The organism is Lactobacillus equicursoris DSM 19284 = JCM 14600 = CIP 110162, assembly GCF_001434815.1.
Taxonomy (GTDB): Bacteria; Bacillota; Bacilli; order Lactobacillales; family Lactobacillaceae; genus Lactobacillus; species Lactobacillus equicursoris.
This window is the reverse complement of the sequence record NZ_AZDU01000011.1, coordinates 1-21,429: the sequence shown is the minus strand read 5'-3', so window position 1 is coordinate 21,429 and position 21,429 is coordinate 1. Positions and strand designations below refer to the sequence as shown.

The 21,429-nt window shown below is 48.3% G+C and carries 17 protein-coding genes; 16 read left to right on the top strand and 1 reads right to left on the bottom strand.

Annotation, left to right across the window (positions count from 1 at the left end; translation table 11 throughout):
* The first annotated feature begins 1 nt into the window (after position 1).
* From FC20_RS03390 to FC20_RS03350, 8 genes are all read left to right on the top strand, one after another.
* Positions 2–1,537: a Rib/alpha-like domain-containing protein gene (locus FC20_RS03390; RefSeq protein WP_056945318.1), complete on the top strand. Its 1,536-nt coding sequence runs from the start codon at positions 2–4 to the stop codon at positions 1,535–1,537.
* Positions 1,538–1,995: 458 nt separating this feature from the next.
* Positions 1,996–6,099: a SpaA isopeptide-forming pilin-related protein gene (locus FC20_RS03385; RefSeq protein WP_008462263.1), complete on the top strand. Its 4,104-nt coding sequence runs from the start codon at positions 1,996–1,998 to the stop codon at positions 6,097–6,099.
* 41 nt (positions 6,100–6,140) lie between these two features.
* Positions 6,141–7,769 (top strand): isopeptide-forming domain-containing fimbrial protein, encoded by a 1,629-nt coding sequence (locus tag FC20_RS03380; RefSeq protein ID WP_008462260.1) that lies wholly within the window; start codon positions 6,141–6,143, stop codon positions 7,767–7,769.
* A gap of 12 nt (positions 7,770–7,781) precedes the next feature.
* Positions 7,782–8,597: a class C sortase gene (locus tag FC20_RS03375; RefSeq protein ID WP_008462258.1), complete on the top strand. Its 816-nt coding sequence runs from the start codon at positions 7,782–7,784 to the stop codon at positions 8,595–8,597.
* Positions 8,598–8,624: 27 nt separating this feature from the next.
* Entirely contained in the window at positions 8,625–9,437 is an 813-nt protein-coding gene (locus tag FC20_RS10740) for a hypothetical protein (protein ID WP_008462255.1), read from the top strand.
* Positions 9,434–10,006 (top strand): sortase, encoded by a 573-nt coding sequence (locus FC20_RS10025; RefSeq protein WP_082610474.1) that lies wholly within the window; start codon positions 9,434–9,436, stop codon positions 10,004–10,006. Before FC20_RS10740 ends, FC20_RS10025 begins: the two co-directional genes overlap by 4 nt.
* Positions 10,007–10,186: 180 nt before the next feature.
* Complete coding sequence (locus tag FC20_RS03355; protein ID WP_056945317.1) at positions 10,187–10,885, top strand: L,D-transpeptidase; 699 nt, start codon at positions 10,187–10,189, stop codon at positions 10,883–10,885.
* Positions 10,886–11,092: 207 nt separating this feature from the next.
* Positions 11,093–12,004: a ketose-bisphosphate aldolase gene (locus FC20_RS03350; RefSeq protein ID WP_008462245.1), complete on the top strand. Its 912-nt coding sequence runs from the start codon at positions 11,093–11,095 to the stop codon at positions 12,002–12,004.
* 478 nt (positions 12,005–12,482) lie between these two features.
* On the opposite strand, the gene FC20_RS03345 is transcribed toward FC20_RS03350, so the two are convergent.
* On the bottom strand, positions 12,483–13,343 hold the full coding sequence (locus tag FC20_RS03345) for an RluA family pseudouridine synthase (RefSeq protein WP_008462243.1): 861 nt from the start codon (positions 13,341–13,343) through the stop codon (positions 12,483–12,485).
* 129 nt (positions 13,344–13,472) lie between these two features.
* On the opposite strand from FC20_RS03345, the gene FC20_RS03340 reads away from it, so the two are divergent.
* The 8 genes from FC20_RS03340 to FC20_RS10300 all read left to right on the top strand — a co-directional run bounded on the left by FC20_RS03340 (position 13,473) and on the right by FC20_RS10300 (position 21,348).
* Positions 13,473–15,557 carry a transglycosylase domain-containing protein gene (locus FC20_RS03340; protein ID WP_008462241.1) on the top strand — a complete coding sequence of 695 codons (2,085 nt, stop codon included), beginning with the start codon at positions 13,473–13,475 and terminating at the stop codon, positions 15,555–15,557.
* A 46-nt stretch (positions 15,558–15,603) separates the two neighbouring features.
* The gene (locus tag FC20_RS03335) at positions 15,604–15,957 is read left to right on the top strand and encodes a YlbF family regulator (RefSeq protein WP_008462239.1); all 354 of its coding nucleotides are present in this window, start codon (positions 15,604–15,606) and stop codon (positions 15,955–15,957) included.
* A complete protein-coding gene (locus tag FC20_RS03330) occupies positions 15,957–17,171 on the top strand; it encodes a metallophosphoesterase family protein (protein ID WP_008462237.1) in 1,215 nt (404 codons plus the stop codon). Before FC20_RS03335 ends, FC20_RS03330 begins: the two co-directional genes overlap by 1 nt.
* Positions 17,168–19,648: an ATP-binding protein gene (locus tag FC20_RS03325; protein ID WP_008462236.1), complete on the top strand. Its 2,481-nt coding sequence runs from the start codon at positions 17,168–17,170 to the stop codon at positions 19,646–19,648. The genes FC20_RS03330 and FC20_RS03325 overlap by 4 nt, the downstream gene beginning before the upstream one ends.
* A complete protein-coding gene (locus FC20_RS03320; RefSeq protein ID WP_008462234.1) occupies positions 19,641–20,594 on the top strand; it encodes a 3'-5' exoribonuclease YhaM family protein in 954 nt (317 codons plus the stop codon). Before FC20_RS03325 ends, FC20_RS03320 begins: the two co-directional genes overlap by 8 nt.
* Positions 20,595–20,623: 29 nt before the next feature.
* A complete protein-coding gene (locus tag FC20_RS10310; protein ID WP_154486820.1) occupies positions 20,624–20,767 on the top strand; it encodes a hypothetical protein in 144 nt (47 codons plus the stop codon).
* A gap of 98 nt (positions 20,768–20,865) precedes the next feature.
* Entirely contained in the window at positions 20,866–21,072 is a 207-nt protein-coding gene (locus FC20_RS10305) for a hypothetical protein (RefSeq protein WP_156402949.1), read from the top strand.
* A gap of 3 nt (positions 21,073–21,075) precedes the next feature.
* The gene (locus tag FC20_RS10300) at positions 21,076–21,348 is read left to right on the top strand and encodes a hypothetical protein (protein ID WP_156402948.1); all 273 of its coding nucleotides are present in this window, start codon (positions 21,076–21,078) and stop codon (positions 21,346–21,348) included.
* Positions 21,349–21,429 lie beyond the last annotated feature (81 nt).

Genomic DNA, 21,429 nt, shown 5'->3' with positions numbered 1-21,429 from the left:
TATGAAGAAATCAAAGTATATTACAGCCCTGTCAGCAGCGGCTATATCCTTGCTCTTATTTAGCGGAGCCAGTCAAACTTATGCGGACACTAGCACTACCGATACTAACAGCAGCACTAGTACCACTGACAGCACGAGTCAAAAGACCCAAGCTGACAGCGAAGTCCCAACTGGTCAAAGCGTAACGACCACGGTGGGCACGACGCCAGACGCTAAAAACGCCATCAAGAACGCATCTGACTTGACCAATGTCCAAAAATACACTTGGAAGACGACTCCTGATGTAACGACTGCCGGCACTAAGAAAGCAACTGTGGTTGTGACTTACACTGACGGTTCAACCGACGAAGTTGACGTTAATGTTGTAGTTAAAACTTACGCTAGCCAAAATACGCCAGTAGCTAAGTCTGGCTGGTCAGTCAAGGTGGGCGCTGCCGTTAAGGCATCAGACGGCATCAGCAACAAGTCTAGCCTGAAGAACAACGTAAAGAGCTACGCCTTTAAGTCAGCTCCATCAACGGCTAAGCCCGGCACAGTCAAGGCAACCATTGTCGTAACCTACACTGATGGGTCAACTGACGAAGTGCCTGTTTCCATCAAGGTCACTTCAGTTGTGACGACCAAGACTAGCACCAAGAAGTCGACTAAGAAGGAACACCTGACTAAGACCAGAAAGATTGTTTTGGACCGCCCTGGTAAAAACAAGACCATCAAGCAAAAGGCCAAGCTGGTAAGAAAGGTAACTACGACCACTACCACGATTAAGACCTACAAGGATGGCAAGTTGACCAAGACTTCCACTAAGTCAAAGAAGACTTACGGCAAGTGGTCCAAGGGCAAGTGGGCCAGATACAAGGTTCCAGCGATCAAGAACTACAAGCGGAGCAAGACCACCATTAAGGCCAAGACGGTGACCAGCAAGACCAAGAACCAAACGGTTAAGGTAACTTACAAGATCACCCGCCACAAGCCTGCTAACGCTCCATACTACGACCCAGCCGACATGCGGGCTAAGACTGGTCAATACTACTTCAAGTCCAGTGAAAAGCGCGCATATCCAAACCTGGCCAACTACAAGAACGTTTGGCTGAGAGTGTCCATCTTGGGCAACCGGGTTTACGTGATGAGCGGTAAAAAGGTGATCTACACCATGTACTCTTCAGCTGGCCGCTTTGAAATGACCAATGGCAAGTACCAAAGCGATACTCCACGTGGCACCTTCCACTTGTTATCAGCTTATGGTGGTTCCTTCATGTCAAGCGATGGTGTTGGGGCAAGATACTACATGGCTTACCATGGCAGTGATTACCTGATCCACTCTGTTCCAATCAATAATTACAATTCAGGAATAAGTCACGGCGGCTTCCACTACGGTTATGGCGGCGTGGGCAGCACGGCTCACCTGACAGTTTTGGGGACCAAGCCTGACTCATCCGGCTGCATCCGCTTGTCTCTAAGCGATGCGCGCTGGCTGTATGGTCAAAGAACTTCCGGTAAGCTAAAGGTCGGCACCAAGATTGTCATCAAGTACAAGTAGCTCTTAAGTTTTAGTGATAAATAATTAAGAGTTGTTGATAAAAAATATCTAAGAAAGACTTTCTCTGTTTTCAGAGAAGGCCTTTTTTATTTACCTAATTATTGCCCATGATCATTGGATTTAATTGCCACAATAATTAAAAAGCAATCATTTCATTATTCATAGTTCTAAATCATTTTTAAAAAGTAATAACTTTTTTTAGATTTTATCTTGAATTATCAATACAATTAGCTTATAATAAAGGAGTAACAAATCGTTAAAATACTGGTAGAATAAGGTTGTTTTTTAAAACAAGCATAGTAAAAACAACTGTTATTAATCAGCTTTTTGAAATATATCAATCAATTACTATCTATAGCAATCGTGTTTTAGCTGAAGATAAAAATTATACAATGTAGATTGTGCGTTGTTGATTTTATTATCGAAACTTTGTGGCTGCAATGTAGGTGATGTGAAAGATGAGAAAGCATAAGGAAAAAAAGTTAATAAGGCTGGCCCACTTATTTGCTGCATTGATTTTAACTCTAAGCATCTTGGCGCCAAGCTTTGTCGAAGTTGGCAGCAGCGTTTGGACTGCCAATAGCGCTATTGCCGCAGAAAGTACTGCTGACCTAGCTGACATGATTACCAGCTTAGACATTAAAACTAAGCAAAATGACCAGTGGGTTGCTGTTGACAGCTCAAAGCCTTTAGCTGATGGGAGTAATGTTAAAGCCGAACTCACTTTTGATATTCCGATGGGCAGCTTGACTGGCAACGGCTCAAAGCTTACCTACCAATTCCCAGATGGTTTTAAGATTGATAAAGGGCAAAAGGGTGACTTTTCTGTTGATGAAAAAAACGGTTCCAGCAAGGTAATAGGGACTTACACCATTTCAACTGATGGGAAGGTTGAGATCACTCTTAACGAAAACTTTGACCCCAAGATCGCGTACAAAGATAGTCATTTAAGTGTTAGCGGTACTCTGGAAAATTCCAGCAGTTCAAGCGAAAAGGCCCTGAATTTCCCAGGGTCTGGCACAACCATTAAGATCCAGAAGAAGGATAATGGTGATACGGACCACGACATTAAAGTCGAAAAGCATGGTACCGTTGCTGGTGATAAGAAGAGTGTTAGCTATACCGTTAAGGTGACGACAACTAAAGGTACGCCTGATACGGTTAAACTTGAAGATACGCTGACCTATGTCAATAACGCAACAGGCAGCTATGACAAGGGTAGCTTCAAGATTGTAAAAGAAGATGCTAGCGGCCAGAAAACCGAATTAAGCACTAGCCAGTATCAGCCAACGTTCAGTACCAATAGCGGTAATCAACCTACTTTTACAATTGCAGGTCTGCCAAAGCTGGATAAGGGTGAGTCTTACGAAATTACCTATTCAGTAAAGATTGATCCTAAAGATGGTACCACCGGCGAAGAAAGTATTGGCAACTCGGTTCACGCTAAGTCAAAGGACAAGGAAGCTTGGGGCGGCGACAATAAGCAGATTTCTAATCGCCTAATCCACAAATGGGGTAACTACAACAATGGTCAAATTGATTGGACTATCTACGTCAATGAAGCCCAAGCGGATATCAGTCACTACCAGTTGACCGACAGCCTGCCAGACAATGCCAGCTTGCTGGATGATATCAAGCTAGTTGATACCAGTACTGGTGAAAAATATGATATAAGCTCTTTGATTGTGAAGGGCAAGAAGGGTGATAAAGAAATCAGCATTGATTTCTCTAAGTTGCCTGACAAGTATAAAAAAGACATTTTTAGAATCACCTATACAACGAAGGCCCCTGAAGCTAGTGACAATTCTGTAGATGTTAAAAACTCAGTTGATTTTCACGATTCAACTCACCACTATTCAGACAGCGCTAAAGTTGCGGTTCCAGCTGCTAACTATGGAATTGATAAAAAGTATGATGGTGACGAAGCAATTAGTGGCAATAGTGAGGAAAAGCGATATAACTGGCACTCAACCTTTAAGTTAAGTGGGAAAGAGCTAGACACTCTTGATTATACGGACTCTATCCAAAAGGCTACTAGCACCAATGAACACGATTCAACTGCTAAAGAACAGGATGAAGAAAGTCACTATGGTGTCGCTAGTGAGCTATATAAGGAACTAACTGATCCAAACAAGCAGGAATTGCTTGTTGAAGAGGGCCCACAGGTTACTAAGAAGTATGTCTTAGGAGAGCACTATGAAGTTAAGCTCGAGTTCTTTGATAAAGACAATAATCAAATCGATAAAACAGACAGTAAAACGCCAGTTAGATACTTCCAATTACGGGTAGTACCTAAGGATGGTAAGACGATCAAACCAACCAAGTTTGTCATCCACTATTCAACTCATGCCAATATCGGCAAGGTTAATCCAGGTGAGACTTGGACCTACAAGAATGTTGGTGACTTTAGCTACTTCAACAACGAAAAAATTGCTGAAAGAGGCAGTGATTCCCACAGTTACAAAAAAGAGAGTAAATTGGTTAAACAAGCTAGTTTAACCGGTATGGGTAACAGCTACCAAGGCGCCGACCAAACAGCTGATTTTGATAAAACTGACGGGACAATTTACTACCGGATCTTGCTAACGATTCCGAAGGATTCCACTGGAAAAATTGATGTAACGGATATCTTGCCTAAGGGAATGACCTATAAAGACGGCAGTCTTAAGGCAGCTTTTTATCACAAGGACTGGACAGATTCTAAGCATGACTGGTGGGATGGCAGCAAGCATACTTATGATTTAGCTGGAGATCAGAAACCAAATGTTTCAACGACGAAACAAGCTGATGGCACGACCAAATTAAATGTTGTTTTGCCAGATGGCTACCACAGTTCAGACAGCAACTACAACACTATTCAGCTAACCTACACGGCATCGGTTAAGGATGATGAGACTTGGCTGGATATGAATAATACCAAGAAGTCTTACACCAACACCGTTAGCTGGAATGGCTACACTGACCGGCAAACGACTACCGAAACAAGAGAGGTTTCGGCTTTGAAGAAAAAAGGCGTTCAGATCAAAGATTCTTATGGCAACCCAACCAATGTGGTTGGCTACCAAGTTGACATTAACCCGCAGGGCTTGGACCTGAATCCCGATGGCGATACGGTTGTCTTGAACGACCAGTTGTCTTTATCTAAAGATGGGATGGATGCTTACCTAGACCTGCAAAAGACCAAGCTTTATAAGTATGATCCCAAGGCAGAAAACCATATCGGGGATGAGATTGATCACAGTTTGTATTCACTGAAATACGACAGTGATACCCATCAGATCAAACTAGAATTGCCAGACAAGACTGCCTGCGTTTTGGTCTATCAATACAGCTTTGATACTGATAACTATACTAGTCCAACGATCAGCAACAAGGCTTCCTTAGCTGGCAAGTATTCAAGCAATGAATCAACCCAGTTGACTGATAGTTCATCTTCTGCCCATACAACCGAGCAAAAGATTTCCGTTTATAAAGTTGATAGCGATGACTATACCAAGAACCTGCCAGGTGCAGGATTTAGCTTAGAAAAGCTCAATGGCAGTTCTTGGCAAAAGGTTGCAGCTAAAGACGTTAATTTTGACGGCAAGCTGGTAACTGATAAAAACGGTAAGCTTGATTTGACAAACCTGGCCAATAATACGGTTTACCGTTTAAAGGAAAGTAAGGCGCCAAGTGGTTACAGCCTTAATAGTAAGTATTATTACCTGGTTTGGCTGAAGGGTGAGGAGACTTCAAGCGAGATCTACAATGGCCTGAGCGATACGGTCAAAAACGAAATTGGCAAGCAAAGCAACATCCACTTCTTCAAGACAGCCGGCGGTGCTATCTATGTGCCAGACGATTACTCCCAGCTGACAGTCACTAAACACTGGATCAACTCAGATGGCACGGCTGCTAAGCCAGGTGCGTCTAGTGTTAAGGTTGACCTTTACCGGGTTACGAAGAAGCTGAATGCAGTCAAGGTCAAGGTTAAGGTGGTCGATGTCAACAACCAGACTAAGTTTGAAAAAGAATGTTCAATCGCGAAAGGCAGCTCCTTCGCAATTGATTGGGGGCAATACGGCATGGAAAGCCAAGGCTTTGACTGGATCAATGTCAATGGTATCTCGCAAACTTTTGCCAAGACTGATACCTCATTTACCTTGTCAGCTGTCAATAGCGACACTACCATTCAGATCAAGACCAAGGGCTGGTCTAACACACCAGACGTAAAGTACCAAGACCCACAGTCAATGATCGATCAATCGACCAAGACCAAGGTGGAAACAGTCACCTTGGACGCATCTAACAACTGGCAAAAAAACTGGAACAATCTTCCTCACGAAGATGAGTATGGCAATACCTACTACTACTACGTCGAGGAAGAGTCAGTACCAGGTTACAAGACCAGTTACCGCAACAATGACGGCGTCAAATATGGTCAAATTGATGTCATCAACCAAGAAGAGAATGAATTTTATCACTTGCCACAATCAGGTGGCAGAGGCCTTTATGCACTCCTGGTGTTGGGGACTGCGATTGTGGCAAGCGGTCTGGCTTTTCGCCGGAAAAAGTTTAATTAGTTAATCTAAGTAAGAGAGAAAAAAGAAAGAGGTAAAAACGAATGTCTAAATTCGGACACAAGCTGAGTCACTTATTCAGTGCCTTAGTATTATTGCTCAGTGTGTTTGTGGCTCTGCCCGGCTTAGCCAAGGCGGACACCGCTCCAGAAACCATTAAGTTAACCATCAATGACAAGGCTAAAGACTTTAAGTACAACGGCTACCGTATCATGACAGCTGAAGTTAACGGCCAAGACAAGGATGCCGTTAAGTATACTTTGAATGACAAGTATGAAACGGCTGTTTTAGATGCTGCCAAATCAGTAGATTCAAGCGTAAAAGACTTTACGTCATTTAAGGCTTTTTTGAATAAAGAAGAAAATAAAAAGTCAACCAACTCAACCACTGGTGAAAGCAGCGAGATGAGAAAGTTTGCTGACCAGCTGTACAAGAACATCCAATCAGCAAAGCTTGAACCAGATAAGACTTTTAACAGTGGTGACAACACTGTCAACGTTGACAAGGAAGCTGGTTACTACCTGCTAGTTGACGCCACTGCTGACAATACTGACAACCCACACAACTACTCAGCAACTTTGCTTACCGGTTTGGTAAATAAGGACGTAACTTTGAACGTTAAGTCTAGCACTCCAATCGTTCACAAGAAGGTCTTGGAAGGCGACAAGGACAAGAGCGCAAGAAGCTACGTTGACGCTACTGACTATGCTGCAGGCGACACCATCCCATACATGATCACTGGGACCATCTCCAGCCAAATCAAGTCATACGACAACTACACCTACTACTTTACTGACGAACTGCCAAAGGGCTTAGACTTAGACGAAAGCTCAATCGATGTTCAAGCTGAAAAAGTAACTAGCGGCTACGCTAAGGGGATTAACGCTACTAACGCAACTAAGCTGACCAAGGATACTGATTGGAAGGCAACTGTAACTAAAAATAACGATGGTACGACTTCTTTGAGAGTTGACTTGAAGGACCTCAAGAAGCTGGTTGAAGATCACAAGATTTCAACTGATGACACGATCGTTGTAACTTACAACGCTAAGTTGAACAAGGATGCCGTAATCGGTGCAGCCGGCAACGTCAACAACGTTCAATTGCACTACTCCAACAACCCAACTAGTGGTGGTGAAGGTAAAACTACCAACAAGAACGCCAAGGTTTACACTTACGAATTAGACGTTAACAAGGTTACTGGCCAAAAGGCTTTGGCCGGTGCTGGCTTTACCCTGTACAAGAAGGATGCAAACGGCGAATACAAGGAAGTTAAGGTCTTAACCCCAGACGATGCTGTTGCTGGTTCTGATTCAAACGTGAAGAACAAGTACGTCTTCAAGGAATTGGACCAAGGCGAATACAAGATTAGCGAAACTACGGTACCGAAGGGTTACCACAAGGCAGATGATGTGACCTTTAAGATTACTGCAACTTTTGAAGGCCAAAACACTGCTGGTGCTGCTTTGAAGACTTTGAGTGTAGACAACAACAGCTTAACTGCTGACACCAAGAGCGGTATTGTTTCAACTAACGTTAACAACGTTTCCGACACTGGCTTAGTTTTGCCAAGCACTGGTGGCATGGGCCGCTACATCTTCTTAGCAGTTGGTGCCCTGGTGGTTGTTGCCGCAGTTGCCTTCCCAAGCCTCAAGAAGAAGAAGCTGCAATAATTAGGAATTTAAGTGAAAAAGAATAAGTCATTAATCATTCGTTTGATCATCATCCTGGCCGGTTTCACTATCCTTTTTTACCCCATGATTGCCGACTATCTCAATAACAAAATGCACGGGACGGTCGTTAACAACTATGCGGGGATCGTGAAAAAGACCAGCCAGCAAGACCTGACGAAACTTTTGACACAAGCCCATCAGTATAATCAAGAACTGGCTAATAACCCCGCTGCTTTTTACCATCCAAGCCTGATCCCTGGATATAATAAGCAGCTCCGCCTTTCAAGTACCGACGTGATGGCCTTCATCGACATCCCCAAGATCAAGGTCCACCTGCCAATTTACCATGGCACCTCCGAAAGCATCCTGGGTGACGGAATTGGCCACCTGAAGGGCACTAGCCTGCCGGTTGGGGGCAAGTCGACCCACTCGGTCTTAGTCGGCCACCGAGGCCTACCGAGTGCCACCTTGTTTACCGACCTAGACGAGATCAAGAAGGGCGACTATTTTATGGTCACGGTCTTAAATAAGAAGCTGACTTATAAGGTAGATACAATACATGTCGTTAAACCTCGCAACACGAAATACTTATATATCGTAAAGGGGAAAGACTATTGCACGCTCTTAACTTGTACCCCATACGGCATCAACACTGAAAGAATGCTGGTTCGGGGCCACCGGGTCAAGAACTTGCCGGAAAGTAAAAAAGGCAGTTCAAGATTTTACTTACCGCTGAAAAAAATTATATACTATAGTGTAGTAACTATACTTGTTCTGATTGTGCTTTTCTGGCTGTTTAGAATTGTTAAGCACTCCAGAAAGGCTTAGCCTCTTAAGTAGAGAGAGGGTGATTCCTTGAGAGAAGTTAAATCTCATCCACTTTGCAGCTTTTTCCTGGCCTTGGCCATGCTCCCTTGCTTGCTTTTACCTGTTTTTCAAAAAGCAGACAGGGTTGACGCGGCCGATGTTAGCAACATCACCATTCAGATGCACGACCTGCAGACCGGCGTTGCAATCAAGGGCGGCAGCCTGGTGGTTTACCAGGTCGCTAAGAAAGACAGTGCTGGCAAGTTCCAATATACCAGCCAGTTCAGCTCCGTGACTAAGTCTATCTCCTCTTTGAGTCAGGACCAAATCATGACCGCCGACTTTGCCAATACTTTGGCTTCGTACGTGACAGCCAACCAGGGCAAGCTGTCTGGGGTCAGCGCGCAAATCTCTGATTCTGGTGAAGCCAGCGTCAATGTGGAAGGGGATGCCGTTTACCTGGTCACCCAGGACACGGCAGCCTCTGGCTATGAGAAGATGAATCCCTTCTGCGTCGTTTTGCCGTACACCGTTGACGGCAAATCCATGAGCAACATCATTGCTCAGCCCAAGATGAAGAAGAAGATCACTTCCTTGCCAAAGTACCCGACGACGCCGACTACTCCAAGCAGCAACAAGACGCCGTCGACGCCAAGCACCAGTAAAAAAGTGAAGTCCAATCCCCGACACCCTGCTGTTCCAACTATTAAGGAAAACAAGAAGACGCCATCTGCCACTAACCGCGTGGTCAAGAGCCTGCCGCAGACTGGGCAGCTCAACTGGCCAATCCCGCTATTGGCACTGCTTGGCTTAACCTTCTTTACTTGGGGCTGGGCTGCCCAGGAGAGCAGCGAGCGATGAGAAAAAAAGGCAGAATCAGGATGCTGCTAGGGGTCATTTTGATCGTGATGGCTGGACTGTTACTCGGCCACAACCTGATTGAAGACCACCTAGCAGGCTCATCTGCCAAAAAGGTCGTCACTTCCCTGAAAGCGTCGACCGGGACCAAGGTTGCCAAGCCTAGCTTAAAGAAAACGGCCAAGGTAAATGGCACCGCCTATAGCGGCTACCTGTCTTTTCCAAGCCTCGGCTTGTCTTTGCCGGTAGCTGCCAAGTGGCGCTTTAGCCAGCTGGAAGTGTCGCCGGCGACTTACTACGGCAAGCCCGAGAACCGGGACTGGGTGGTGGCTGGCCACAACTTCACCACTCAGTTTGGCAAATTGACCAACTTGAATATCGGCGACACCGTCAACTTTGTGGGCACCAGCGGCTACACCTTCGTTTACCGGGTCGCCAAGATGGAAATCATCAAGCCGACCGCGATTAAAAAGATGGTGGATAATAAATACGACCTCAGCCTTTTTACCTGCAACTACGATGGGACCGCCCGCTATACGGTTCGCTGCAGCCTGGTCACGGCTAAGAGATAATGACTTAAGAGAACGAAAGCTTTGCTTTCGTTCTTTTTTAATAAAACTTAAAAGCGGTCCACTATCTTTTTCATGTTTTTTGCTAGATAATAGTAAATAAGAAATACTGAAAATTGTCATCTTTTTGCTAGGCAATTTTTGAAAAAAGTAAAAGACAAAAAAGAAGAGAGAAGAATAGATATGAGTAAGGCCCATAATCTGCTAGGGATGGGACTAATTGGCATTATTACCTGCTTGATGCTAATCCCGGTTTTTGAGCCGCAGCCAGAAGCAGGTGGGACTGGCCACGTGCGCCGGCCTGCCCAAAAAATTGAGAAAAAAGCTTCAAAGAAGACGCTGCTGCCGTTTCCGGATCCCGCTGACATGCGGGCCATGAGTGGAAAATATTACCTCAAGTCTAGCGAAAAGCGGGCTTATCCAAACTTGAGTAAGTACAATAAGGTCTGGATCCGGGTGTCGGTTTTGGGCTCTCGGGCTTACGTGATGAGCGGCGACAAGCCGGTTTACACCATGTACGCGTCTGCTGGCGCCATTAAAAATGGCAAGTCCAACACCCCGGTTGGCACTTACAAGATTCAAGAAGAGGGCGGGGAAGTTTTTTATAATAATAATGGGGTTGGGGCACGGTACTACATTTCCTACCACGACCACGGCGTTTACCTCTTCCACTCGGTGCCAATCAACAACTTTAAGTCCGGCGTCAAGGTCGGGAGCTACTACTACGGCTATAAGGGCGGCACCCACCTGACTACTTTAGGCAAGAAGCCAGACAGCCACGGCTGCGTCCGCCTCAGCGTTAGCGATGCCAAGTGGCTGTATGAGCAGCGGATGAATGGCGGACTGCCGGTTGGCAGCCGGGTCGAAATTAAGATGAAATAACTTGTTCATTGTTAAACGAGCAGTCAGCTGGTTGCCTGAGGCGGCCAGCTTTTTTCACGGAGATTTTTGTAAAAAAATCCGCAATTTTTACGCAGAGTTAACGGAAACAAACAATTATCATATAAAACGCTTACAGTCAAGATTTTATTTGCTCAATTATTCATTATTGGGTACAATATAGATGTAAGAAGCTTAGGAGGTAATTTTATGGCTTATTTCGTTAACGGTAATGACATTTTTAAGAAGGCTCGTAAGGAACACTACGCTGTTGGTGCCTACAACACTAACAACTTGGAATGGACTCGCGCACTTCTTCGTGGTGCTGAAGAAACCAGAACTCCATTGTTGATTCAAGTTTCAACTGGTGCTGCTAAGTACATGGGTGGCTACAAGCTCGTTAAGGACTTGGTAGAAGACTCAATGGACTCAATGAACATCTCAGTTCCAGTTATCTTGAACTTGGACCACGGTGACTACGACTCAGCTGTTGAATGTATCAAGCTTGGCTACTCAAGCGTTATGTTCGACGGTCACGCATTGCCAACTGAAGAAAACTTGGCTAAGACCAAGGAAATCATCAAGCTGGCTCACGAACGCGGCATTTCTGTTGAAGCTGAAATCGGCAAGATTGGTGAAAACCAAGGTGCCGGCGAACTTGCTTCAGTTGAAGACGCTAAGGCTTTCGTAGCTGCTGGCGTTGACAAGCTGGCTTGCGGTATCGGCAACATCCACGGCGTTTACCCAGAAGGCTGGAGCGGCTTGAACTTCGACCGTCTTAAGGAAATCGCTGAAGCTGTTCCTGACACTCCACTTGTTTTGCACGGTGGTTCAGGTATTCCTCAAGACCAAATCGAAAAGGCAATTTCTTTGGGTATCTCAAAGATCAACATCAACACTGAATTCCAACTTGCATTCCAAGAAGCTACTCGCAAGTACATCGAAGAAGGCAAGGACCAAGACAAGAGCAAGAAGGGTTACGACCCACGTAAGCTGCTCTTGCCAGGTACTGAAGCTATCACTGACTCAATGAAGGAAATGATCAGCTGGATGGGTACTCCATCAATCGACGACAAGGAAGCTGACGCTTCATTCGACAGAAGCTCACTTAACGAAGAATAATCTTCTGTTAGCTGCAAAAAAGATTTCTAGCTTTGCTAGAAATCTTTTTTCTTTTGTCTTGGATTTTGGTGGAGGTGGTTTTCCCTAAAATATGCAACGACCAGCTAAAATGTCCCAAAAGTCTGCAACGGTCGCTAAAAAAGTCCCAAAAGTCTGCAACGGTTGGTAAAAAAGTCCCAAAAGTCTGCAACGGTTGGTAAAAATGTCCCAAAAGTATGCAATAGATGACTTTATAGGTCCCGAAATTTTTTAATCAAAGCCAGAACTCTATGCAATATCAGCAAGCGTATAGTTTATTTAATGCTGAAAAGCAAATGTGCAGGAAAAATTGGATGAAATTGAGAAGTCATGCATAATTTTAGGGGGAAAATCTGGAGTGTTGCATAGAAAAGGGAAATTTTTTTGTCGTCTTGCATAGTTTTGGGATATTTTTTAAAAAAGGACTCGGTCAACCGACAGTTTCCCTAAAAATAGGGAATTAACCCTGATCCGGCAAGACCACGGTCACCCGGTCAAAGGAAAAGGGCTTGGTGAAAGACAGCCGCCAGGCCGTCAGCTGCAAATCTTCATCTGAGCCCGCGGCCAAGGGGTTATAAAGCGGGTCCCCGACAATTGGCCAGCCAGACGCAGCCAGGTGTACCCGAATCTGGTGGGTCCGGCCCGTCTCAAGCGACAGGGCGACTCGCGCCCGCCGCTTGGCCTCATCTACCGCCAGCACCTGGTAGTGGGTAACGGCGCGCAGGCCGTCTTCCCGCACCATGCGCTTTCTCTGGTCATCCGGATCCTGTCCAACCTTCAGCGAGATCGTGCCCGCCGCGCCCACGTTAAGCGGCGACAACAGGTCTACCTCCGCCACGTAGTCGCGTTTCAGGGTCTTCGAAATCAGCTGTCTGTTCAAGATCGGTACCACTGCCGGATTTTTGGCCACGAGCAAAAGACCTCCGGTCAGCATGTCCAGGCGGTGGACGATGTAGGGACTATAACCCAGATAGGTGGCGCAGTCGTTTAGCGCCGTCCCGTTTTCCCCCTGGTTGGGGTGGGTCTTTTGCCCCTTAGGCTTGTTGATAATCAGGATGTTGTCGTCTTCATAGACGATGTCCGGCATGCTGCCGCTCGCCGGGTAGTCCCCTTGAAGAGACTCCACCTGGTTCAGGTCCAGCGTCACCGTGTCGCCGGGCTTAACCAGCTCGTTGAAGTTCAAATACTGTCCGTTCACCAGGACCTTTTTTTCAATGCGTAAAAAATGCCGCCACTTACGAGGAACCAGGAGCTCCCGCAGCAAATCGCTGACAGATGCCGCCTCCCGGTCCGGGTAAATCAAGGAAAAATGGTAGTTCATCTGCGCCTCTTTTCTAAAAATTTCTTTGCCTTATCACAGTTAAGAATTGGATAACTTGCTAGTCCTCTATTGCATTTGTGTTAAAATCAAAGTGTTTAAACTTTGACTCACGGAGAAGGAGCAATTTAAATGGAAAACCGGCGCAATCGCCAATCTCAAAAAAAGTTGAATAATAATCGCCGCGGCTTAGGCGGCTGGATCAAGTACTTCCTGCACCGTTTCCAGATCATTCGCTGGATCATTTTGCTGGGCTTGACCTTTTTCTTAGGCATCTCTACTTATTATACCTTTGTCGTCAAGACGGCCAACCTATCTAACCTGGAGGCCTCCTTGTCGCAAAAAACGATCATTTACGACCAAAATAGCAAAAAGGCCGGCTCCGTGTCCTCGGGCAAGGGGACTTACGTCTCCTTAAGCAAGATTTCCCCGAACGTGCAAAAGGCCGTCGTCGCCACTGAAGACCGGACCTTCTGGACCAACCTGGGGGTTAGTCCTAAAGGGATCGCCCGGGCCGTTTTTAGCTACCTGATCCACTTTGGCCATATTTCTGGCGGTGGCTCGACGATTACCCAGCAGCTGGTTAAAAACTCGATCTTATCCCAAAAGCAGACCCTGTCCCGGAAAGTCGCCGAATTTTTCTACGCCATTCAGGTTACCAAGGTCTATTCTAAAAAGAAGATCATGGCCATGTACCTCAATAACGCCTACTTTGGCAACGGGATTTACGGGGTGCAGGATGCCAGCAAGAAGTATTTTGGCAAAAATGCCAGCCAGCTGACCGTGGCTGAAGGGGCGACCCTGGCCGGGATGCTCAGAAGTCCCGCCTTTTATAACCCCTTGTACTCGGTGAAAAATGCGACCTCAAGACGGAACGTGGTGCTGCAGCTGATGGTGGATAATCAAGCCATCAGCCAGTCCACGGCTAATGCTGCTAAAAAGCAGGGGATGAACCTGGTTGACAACTATCAATCCAATTCCGGCTACAAGTACCCATACTACTTTGATGCCGTGATCTCTGAAGCCATCTCAAAATACGGCTTAACGGAAACCGAGATCATGAGCAAGGGGCTCAAGATTTACACCAGCCTGGACCAAAATTACCAAAAGTCCATGGAATCCAGCTTCAAGAACAAGTACAACTTCCCGTCTAACCCGTCAGGAAGCGCCCGGGCCCAAGGGGCCAGCGTGGCCATGGACCCTAAGACTGGGGCTATCAAGGCTTTAGTTGGCGGGCGCGGCAAGCACGTCTTCCGCGGCTACAACCGGGCGACCCAGATGCGGCGCCAGCCAGGGAGTTCCATCAAGCCCCTGGCGGTTTACGCCCCGGCTCTTGAGAATGGCTACCACTATGATTCAAGCCTGTCTAACAAGAAGCAGGCTTTTGGCAAAAATAACTATACGCCTGTCAACGTCGATGGCCAATATTCAAGCACCATTCCAATGTACACGGCCGTGGCCCAGAGTAAAAATGTCCCAGCGGTCTGGCTCTTAAACAAGATCGGGGTGTCAACTGGCGTAAGCTATTTAAAGAAGTTTGGCATTACCGTTTCTAAGTCGGACCAAAACCTGGCCCTGGCCCTGGGCGGTCTGTCTACCGGGGTCAGCCCGGTCCAGATGGCCCGGGCCTACTCCGCCTTTGCCAATTCCGGCAACTTGCCAAACAATTCTTACCTGATCACCAAGATCACCGACGCTTCTGGCAACGTGATCGCCGAAAATAATGACACAGGAACCAGCCGGGTGATCTCTTCGTCAACGGCCAAGGAAATGACCAGAATGCTGCTGTCCGTCTTTACGACGGGGACGGCGGTCAACGCTAAGCCGTCTGGCTACTCCGTGGCCGGCAAGACCGGGTCAACCGAAGTTTCCTTTGCCTACGGCACCAAGGACCAGTGGATCGTTGGCTACACGCCTGACGTGGTCGTCGCCACCTGGGTCGGCTTTGACACGACCAACAAGACCCACTACATGCAGGGGATTTCCGAAACCGGGATTACCACGCTCTATAAAGCTGAGATGGAAGGAATTTTGCCATACAGTAAGCAGACCCAGTTCACGGTTTCAGCCGCTGAAACCAGCGCCAACGACTCGTCCAGCTCATCGTCGTCATCCAGTTCTGGCTTTGGCCAAAAGATCAAAGAAGCTATCGATGATGGCTTCAAGAATGCTGAGTCTAGCTTCAAGTCATGGTACAATAAGATTACTGGAAATTAAGCTGATTTTTACCTAGTTTTTTTAATTAGAGAGGAAAATAGAAAAAATGATCAACATTTACGACACCGCCAACCAAATGGCTGAAGACCTCCGCCAAACCCAACAGTTTGAAGCCTTGAAGGCTGCCATGGACAAGGTGAAGGCGAGTCCTGAAAGCCTCGCCTTGTTTAAGGAATTGGACGCAGCACAAATGGAAGTCATGGAAGCCCAAAGCGCCGGCAAGGAACTGAGCCAAGAACAAAAGGACCACTTTGCCAGCCTAAACAGCCGAGTATCCCAAGACACTACCTTGCAAGGGATGCTGCTGGCTGAACAAGGCGTTTACGCTTTGATGAACGACTTGCAAAAGTCCATTAGCCAACCGCTGGCAGATGCTTACGAAGATTTGAGAAAAGCCTAATGAAATTCATCCATTTAGCTGATGCGCACTTAGATAGTCCATTTCGTGGGCTATCTTTTTTGCCAAAAAGCGAATATCAAGAAATTAAAGATGCGGCTAACGAGTCTTTTACCCGGATCATCGATTTGGCCGTGAGAGAAGCCGTCGACCTGGTCTTGATCGCTGGGGACACTTTCGACTCTAACAAGCCAAGTCCCGCCAGCCAGGTCTTTTTTAAAAAAGAGATCGACCGCTTGACCGCGGCCGGCATTCAAGTCGTGATGATCTTCGGCAACCACGACTACATGCGAAAAAGCGACCTCTTGGTCAAGGAGGGGCCGCATTTTACCCTGCTTGGCGACGGCGAGCAGATCGAGCGCAAGGACTTTACTACTAAGTCCGGCTTTGCCTACAATGTGACCGGTTTTTCCTACGCCCACAACCACATTGAAGAAGACCTGCTCATGCAGTTCCCGGAAAAAGCACCAAGCTTTACCATTGGCCTGATGCATGCCGGGCAGGCCGCCGGGCAAAACAACGTCTATGCGCCTTTTACCCTGGAGCGGATGCGGGAACTTGGCTATGACTACTTTGCTCTAGGCCATATTCACGCCCGCCAGACCCTGCTGGCTAAGCCGCTGGTCGTTTACCCTGGCAACATCCAGGGCCGGGATATCGGCGAATTAGGGGCCAAGGGCTGCTATTTGGTCGAGGTGGACGAAGAAAGCGGGCAGAGCCAGCTGACTTTTTGCCCAACCAGCCAGATCGTCTGGGAGCAGGCAAATCTGGTTTTGGACGCTCCATTGTCAGCCAGCGACTTGGCAGACAAGATTGCGGCGACCCTGCGGGCTCATGAGAGTGCGGGCGTTAAGACTTTTGTCAGTTTGAAGCTAACGGGTTCAGAATACCTGACGCCGGACCAGCTGACATTTTGGCAGGACCCAGCGGCCTGGGAAGAAGCGTCAAGCCAGGCAAATTCGGCCCGCCTAGTCGACTTCCGGGTCAAGGTGAGAGGGTTAGTCCAATTGTCCAGTACCGACCAGGCGGCCTTAGACCGGGCCAAGGTGGAGATTTTGTCTGAAGAAAAGATTAAGCAGCTGGCAGCTTCTTGGATTAAAAAGGATCCTGAAGCCCGGCGGCTGGCGGAGAACCCAGAATTTTTGGCCCAGGTCAAGGAACTGGTTTCCGTTAAACTAGCTGACCGCCTGCAAGACATTGGGGGGAGCGGAGAATGAAGTTAAAGCAAATCCAAATTTATAATTTTGGTCAATTCAGCGATGAAATTTTTGACCTCCCTGATGGCAACCTGGCAGCCTTTTTTGGCGAAAATGAAGCCGGGAAGAGCACCACGGTCGCCTTTATCAAGCAGATCCTCTTTGGCTTCAATTTGAAAAATACCGCGTCTAGCTTTTTTGAAGATTATGAGCCCCTGTCAAAGGCCTACCCCATGGGGGGCAAGCTGGTCTTTGCCGGCGACGGCGACTGGGAAATCGAGCGGACCTATTCTAAAGGCGACAAGAGCAAGGTCGGCGCCGTCAAGGTTTGGCACCGGGGCCAGGAAGTGCCGGAGATCCTTTTTTACGACCAGATTCAAAATATTGATGGGAATTTCTACGCCGACAGCTTTATTTTTAACGAAGATCTGATGCGCCAGCTCGCCTCCTTGTCTGAAGAAGAGATTCTGGAGAACATCTACTACCTGGGGGCGGCCGAATCGAGCAAGCTCCTGTCTATCCGGAGCGACTTTGCTAAAGAAGCCAAGGACCTTTTTAAGGCCAGCGGGAAAAAGGCCCCGGTCAACCAGGACCTGATCTTGCTGAACGAGAAAAAAGAGCAGGTGGCCGCTAACGAGTCGGCCTTTGACGACTACCAAAAGCTAGAAGCAGCGCGCCTAGCCAAGCAAAAGCAGCTGGCGGACCTGATGGCCATTCGCAAGGGGCAAGAAGCCGAGCTCAAGCAGTGCGAGAAATTGCTGGAGCAGGCGCAAAATTATGAGAACTACCTGCGCTTAAAAAAGGCGCAAAAAGACGTGGCCTTTGACCCCGATCTTTACCAAAAGGCGGTGGACTTAAACGCCCAAATCAAGGCCTTGAAGACGGCTGCGGCCAAGGAAGTGGCCGAGCCAGTCGACCTGACTGACCTGTCAGGGGCCAAAGCCCAGCTGGCCAATTTTAAAGGACGGCTAGAGGACTTGACCCGGACCCTGCAGACGAGCCAGCTCCAATACGAGCAGCTGGAAGACAAGCAGCGGAATATTTTGGAATTTTCGCCTGACCTAGCCGATGTTAAGGACATGCCCGTGGCCGACTTCCAGCAGCTGCAGGCTGACTGGGAAAAGGTGAACGCCGAAAGCCAGGCCGAAGCAGTAGATGAGGCACCGCTGTCCAAAGGGTTGCCGCTTGCAGGCGGGATCTTGCTGGCAGCTGGGCTGGTGATCCTTTTTGCTAATCGGACTTTGGGGATCCTTTTGCTGCTGGTTGGTGCCGGCCTTTTGGCCTATGCCTTTTACCAAAAGGGGCAGGCGGGGCAAGAAAAGGCAGCTGCTAACGATTTGAAGCAGGATTTTGCCAAGAAGTACGTGTTTAGCAGCAGCGTCAAGGTGGACAGCCTAGTCACCCCATACCGGGACTACTCTTTAAATCGGAAGAGTATGGTCAGTCTGGACCAGCAGATCCAGGAAAGAGAAGCCGAGCTGGCTGACCTGGGTCAGGAAGTGGCCCTTTTTGCCAAAAAGACCCCCGAAAATGAACCAGCCTTAATCAACAAGCAGCTAGCCGGCGCGGAAAAGCAGCTGGAGGATTTGGCTGACCAGCAGCGGGTTTACCGGCAAAAGCAGGAGGCGCTTTCTGGCTACCAAAAGCAGATTGCTGATCTGGAAAAGCAGCTGTTGACCATCTTTAACCAGGCTAAAGTTGCAGACTTAGCGTCTTACCAAGCACTGGCTGCTGCTAAGCGCGAGCAGGACACGGCTAAGGCGCAGATCGAGGCCCTGGCCAACAGCCTGGGCGACCAGCTGCCACTTTTTGAAAAAGCCGGCTTTGACTTAGCAGCCTTGAAGGGCAAGATGGCGGGCCTCAGCCAGCAGCTGGCTGATAGCGACCGCGACCTGGCGGCTTTGCAGCAAGAGTCAGCTAACATTAAGGCTGAAGAGCGCCAGTACGCCGACTCCAGTCAGGTTTACGAGGGCAAGCAAAAGCTGGCCCAGCTGGAGGAGAAGTTTGCCCGCGACAGCCAGAACTACCTGGCAACGCTTTTGGCCGGCGAAGTCATCGGCCGGACGCTGGATCTGGCGTCAAACGATCGCTTCCCCAAGATGCTGGTCTTGGCTAAAAAGTACTTCGCCTTGCTGACTGGCGGCCGCTATCAGGACATCCTTTTGCCAGAAAAAGTGTCCAAACGGACGCCGATGAAGGTGGTTAGAAGCGACAAAAAGAAGCTGGCCGTCCAGTACCTGTCAAGAGGGACGCAGGAGCAGCTCTACTTTGCCTTGAAGCTGGCTTTTGTCATGCAGATTAGGGACAAGATTGATCTGCCAATCTTGATCGACGACTCCTTCGTCAACTTTGATGGGCCAAGAACGACCAATATCGTGAACCTCTTAAACGAGCTGAGCAAGAACAAGCAGATTCTGGTCTTTACCGCTCGCGAGGACTTGGCCAAGCAGGTTTCCGAAGTCCCGTACCGCTACGTGAAGGAGGCCAGCCATGCTTAAACATTTACTAGACTACAATGAGGGCGAAGAGTTTGACTTGACCTTATTGGTGAAAAATTCCCAGCTGCGGCAGGACAAAAAGGGCAAGCACTATTTGCTCTTGCAGCTGGCCGACAAGTCAGGGGCCGTCCGGGCCAACTACTGGCAGGCTGAGCCAGAAGACGCCAAGCGTTTTGAGACGGGAACGATCGTGGAAGTGGCGGGGCTGCTCGAGGACTACCAGGGCCGCGACCAGATCAAGATTTTTTCCATTCATCCGGTTAGCGCCAGCGAGAACGTGGACGTGAGCCAACTCGTCGCCGGCGCTCCGGAAGGAGAGAAGCAGATGCGGCGCGAGATTGGGCAGTTTGTGGCGGAAATTAAGGAAGAGAACTGGCATAAGCTGGTCAAGTACCTGCTGAAAAAGTGGGATGCGCGCTTTTTCAGCTATCCGGCGGGCAAGTCTAACCATCACGCCTATGAAGGCGGGCTGGCCTACCATACCCTGACCATGCTGAAAGACGCGCGGGGCCTGGCCGACAACTACCCGGCGGTCAACCGGTCGCTTTTGTACGCGGGCTGCATCCTGCACGACATGGGCAAGGTGCTGGAGTTGTCGGGGCCGGTCCAGACCAAGTACACGGCTGAAGGCAACCTGATCGGGCACCTGGTCTTGATCGACGAGCAGCTGGTTTTGGCGGCTCAGGCGCTGGGGATCGACCAGGAGAGCGAGGATCTGCTCCTGCTCCGGCATATGGTCTTGTCCCACCACGGCAAGTACGAGTACGGTTCGCCGAAATTGCCGGCACTGCTAGAAGCGGAGCTGTTGCACCGGATCGATGACTTGGACGCGGCAGTCAACGCGATTACGCGGGAGCTGAGCGCGACCAAGCCGGGCGACTTCACCTTGCCGCTGTCTTCGCAAGATGGCCAGCGCTATTACCGGCCGAAAAAAGAATATCAGTAAGAAAACCGACCGCGAGGTCGGTTTTTTGTGTGATCTGGGTCGGGTGTGGCCCCCGAAGTATGTCAACTAGTGTGGATTTTTGGCTAGGATCGCCCCCAAAATATGTCAACCAGTCTGATTTTGGTTGGGATCGCCCCCAAAGTATGTCAACCGGTGTGGATTTTTGGCTGTGATCGCCCCCAAAGTATGTCAACCGGTCCGATTTTTAGCGGGAATTGCCCCCGAAATATGTCAACCGGTCCGACTTTTTTGCGAAATTTGCCTCCGAAGTATGTCAACCGGTCCGATTTTTTGCGGAAATCGCGCCCGAAGTATGTCAACCGGTCTGATTTTTTGCGGAAATCGCCCCCAAAGTATGTCAACCGGTCCGATTTTTTGCGGAAATCGCCCCCGAAGTATGTCAACCGGTCCGATTTTTAGCGGAAATCGCCCCCAAAGTATGTCAACCGGTCCGATTATTGGCGAAATTTGCCCCTGAAATATGTCAACCGGTCCGATTTTTAGCGAAATTTGCCCCCGAAGTATGTCAACCAGTGTGATTTTTAGCGAAATTTGCCCCCGAAGTATGTCAACCAGTGTGATTTTTAGCGGAAATCGCCCCCGAAGTATGTCAACCAGTGTGATTTTTAGCGAAAATCACCCCCGAAGTATGTCAACCGGTCCGATTTTTGTCGGAAATTGCCCCCGAAGTATGTCAACCAGTCTGATTTTTGCAGAAAAAAGCCCCCGAAGTATGTCAACCAAGCCCGGTTGAGTCAAATCGGGGGCAGAAAACGGGAAAAATTAGCTTGGTTGAGTCAAGTTGGGGGCAAATATTTAGAAAAAGTGGTCCGGT

Excerpts from the sequence above, each read along its gene's own strand:
- FC20_RS03350 (WP_008462245.1), top strand. The coding sequence starts at position 11,093 with ATGGCTTATTTCGTTAACGGTAATGACATTTTTAAGAAGGCTCGTAAG.
- FC20_RS03330 (WP_008462237.1), top strand. The coding sequence starts at position 15,957 with ATGAAATTCATCCATTTAGCTGATGCGCACTTAGATAGTCCATTTCGT.
- FC20_RS10025 (WP_082610474.1), top strand. The coding sequence starts at position 9,434 with ATGAGAAAAAAAGGCAGAATCAGGATGCTGCTAGGGGTCATTTTGATC.
- FC20_RS10305 (WP_156402949.1), top strand. The coding sequence starts at position 20,866 with ATGTCAACCGGTCCGATTTTTTGCGGAAATCGCGCCCGAAGTATGTCA.
- FC20_RS10300 (WP_156402948.1), top strand. The coding sequence starts at position 21,076 with ATGTCAACCGGTCCGATTTTTAGCGAAATTTGCCCCCGAAGTATGTCA.
- FC20_RS03380 (WP_008462260.1), top strand. The coding sequence starts at position 6,141 with ATGTCTAAATTCGGACACAAGCTGAGTCACTTATTCAGTGCCTTAGTA.
- FC20_RS03335 (WP_008462239.1), top strand. The coding sequence starts at position 15,604 with ATGATCAACATTTACGACACCGCCAACCAAATGGCTGAAGACCTCCGC.
- FC20_RS03345 (WP_008462243.1), bottom strand. The coding sequence starts at position 13,343 with ATGAACTACCATTTTTCCTTGATTTACCCGGACCGGGAGGCGGCATCT.
- FC20_RS03340 (WP_008462241.1), top strand. The coding sequence starts at position 13,473 with ATGGAAAACCGGCGCAATCGCCAATCTCAAAAAAAGTTGAATAATAAT.
- FC20_RS03390 (WP_056945318.1), top strand. The coding sequence starts at position 2 with ATGAAGAAATCAAAGTATATTACAGCCCTGTCAGCAGCGGCTATATCC.
- FC20_RS03320 (WP_008462234.1), top strand. The coding sequence starts at position 19,641 with ATGCTTAAACATTTACTAGACTACAATGAGGGCGAAGAGTTTGACTTG.
- FC20_RS03325 (WP_008462236.1), top strand. The coding sequence starts at position 17,168 with ATGAAGTTAAAGCAAATCCAAATTTATAATTTTGGTCAATTCAGCGAT.
- FC20_RS03355 (WP_056945317.1), top strand. The coding sequence starts at position 10,187 with ATGAGTAAGGCCCATAATCTGCTAGGGATGGGACTAATTGGCATTATT.
- FC20_RS03385 (WP_008462263.1), top strand. The coding sequence starts at position 1,996 with ATGAGAAAGCATAAGGAAAAAAAGTTAATAAGGCTGGCCCACTTATTT.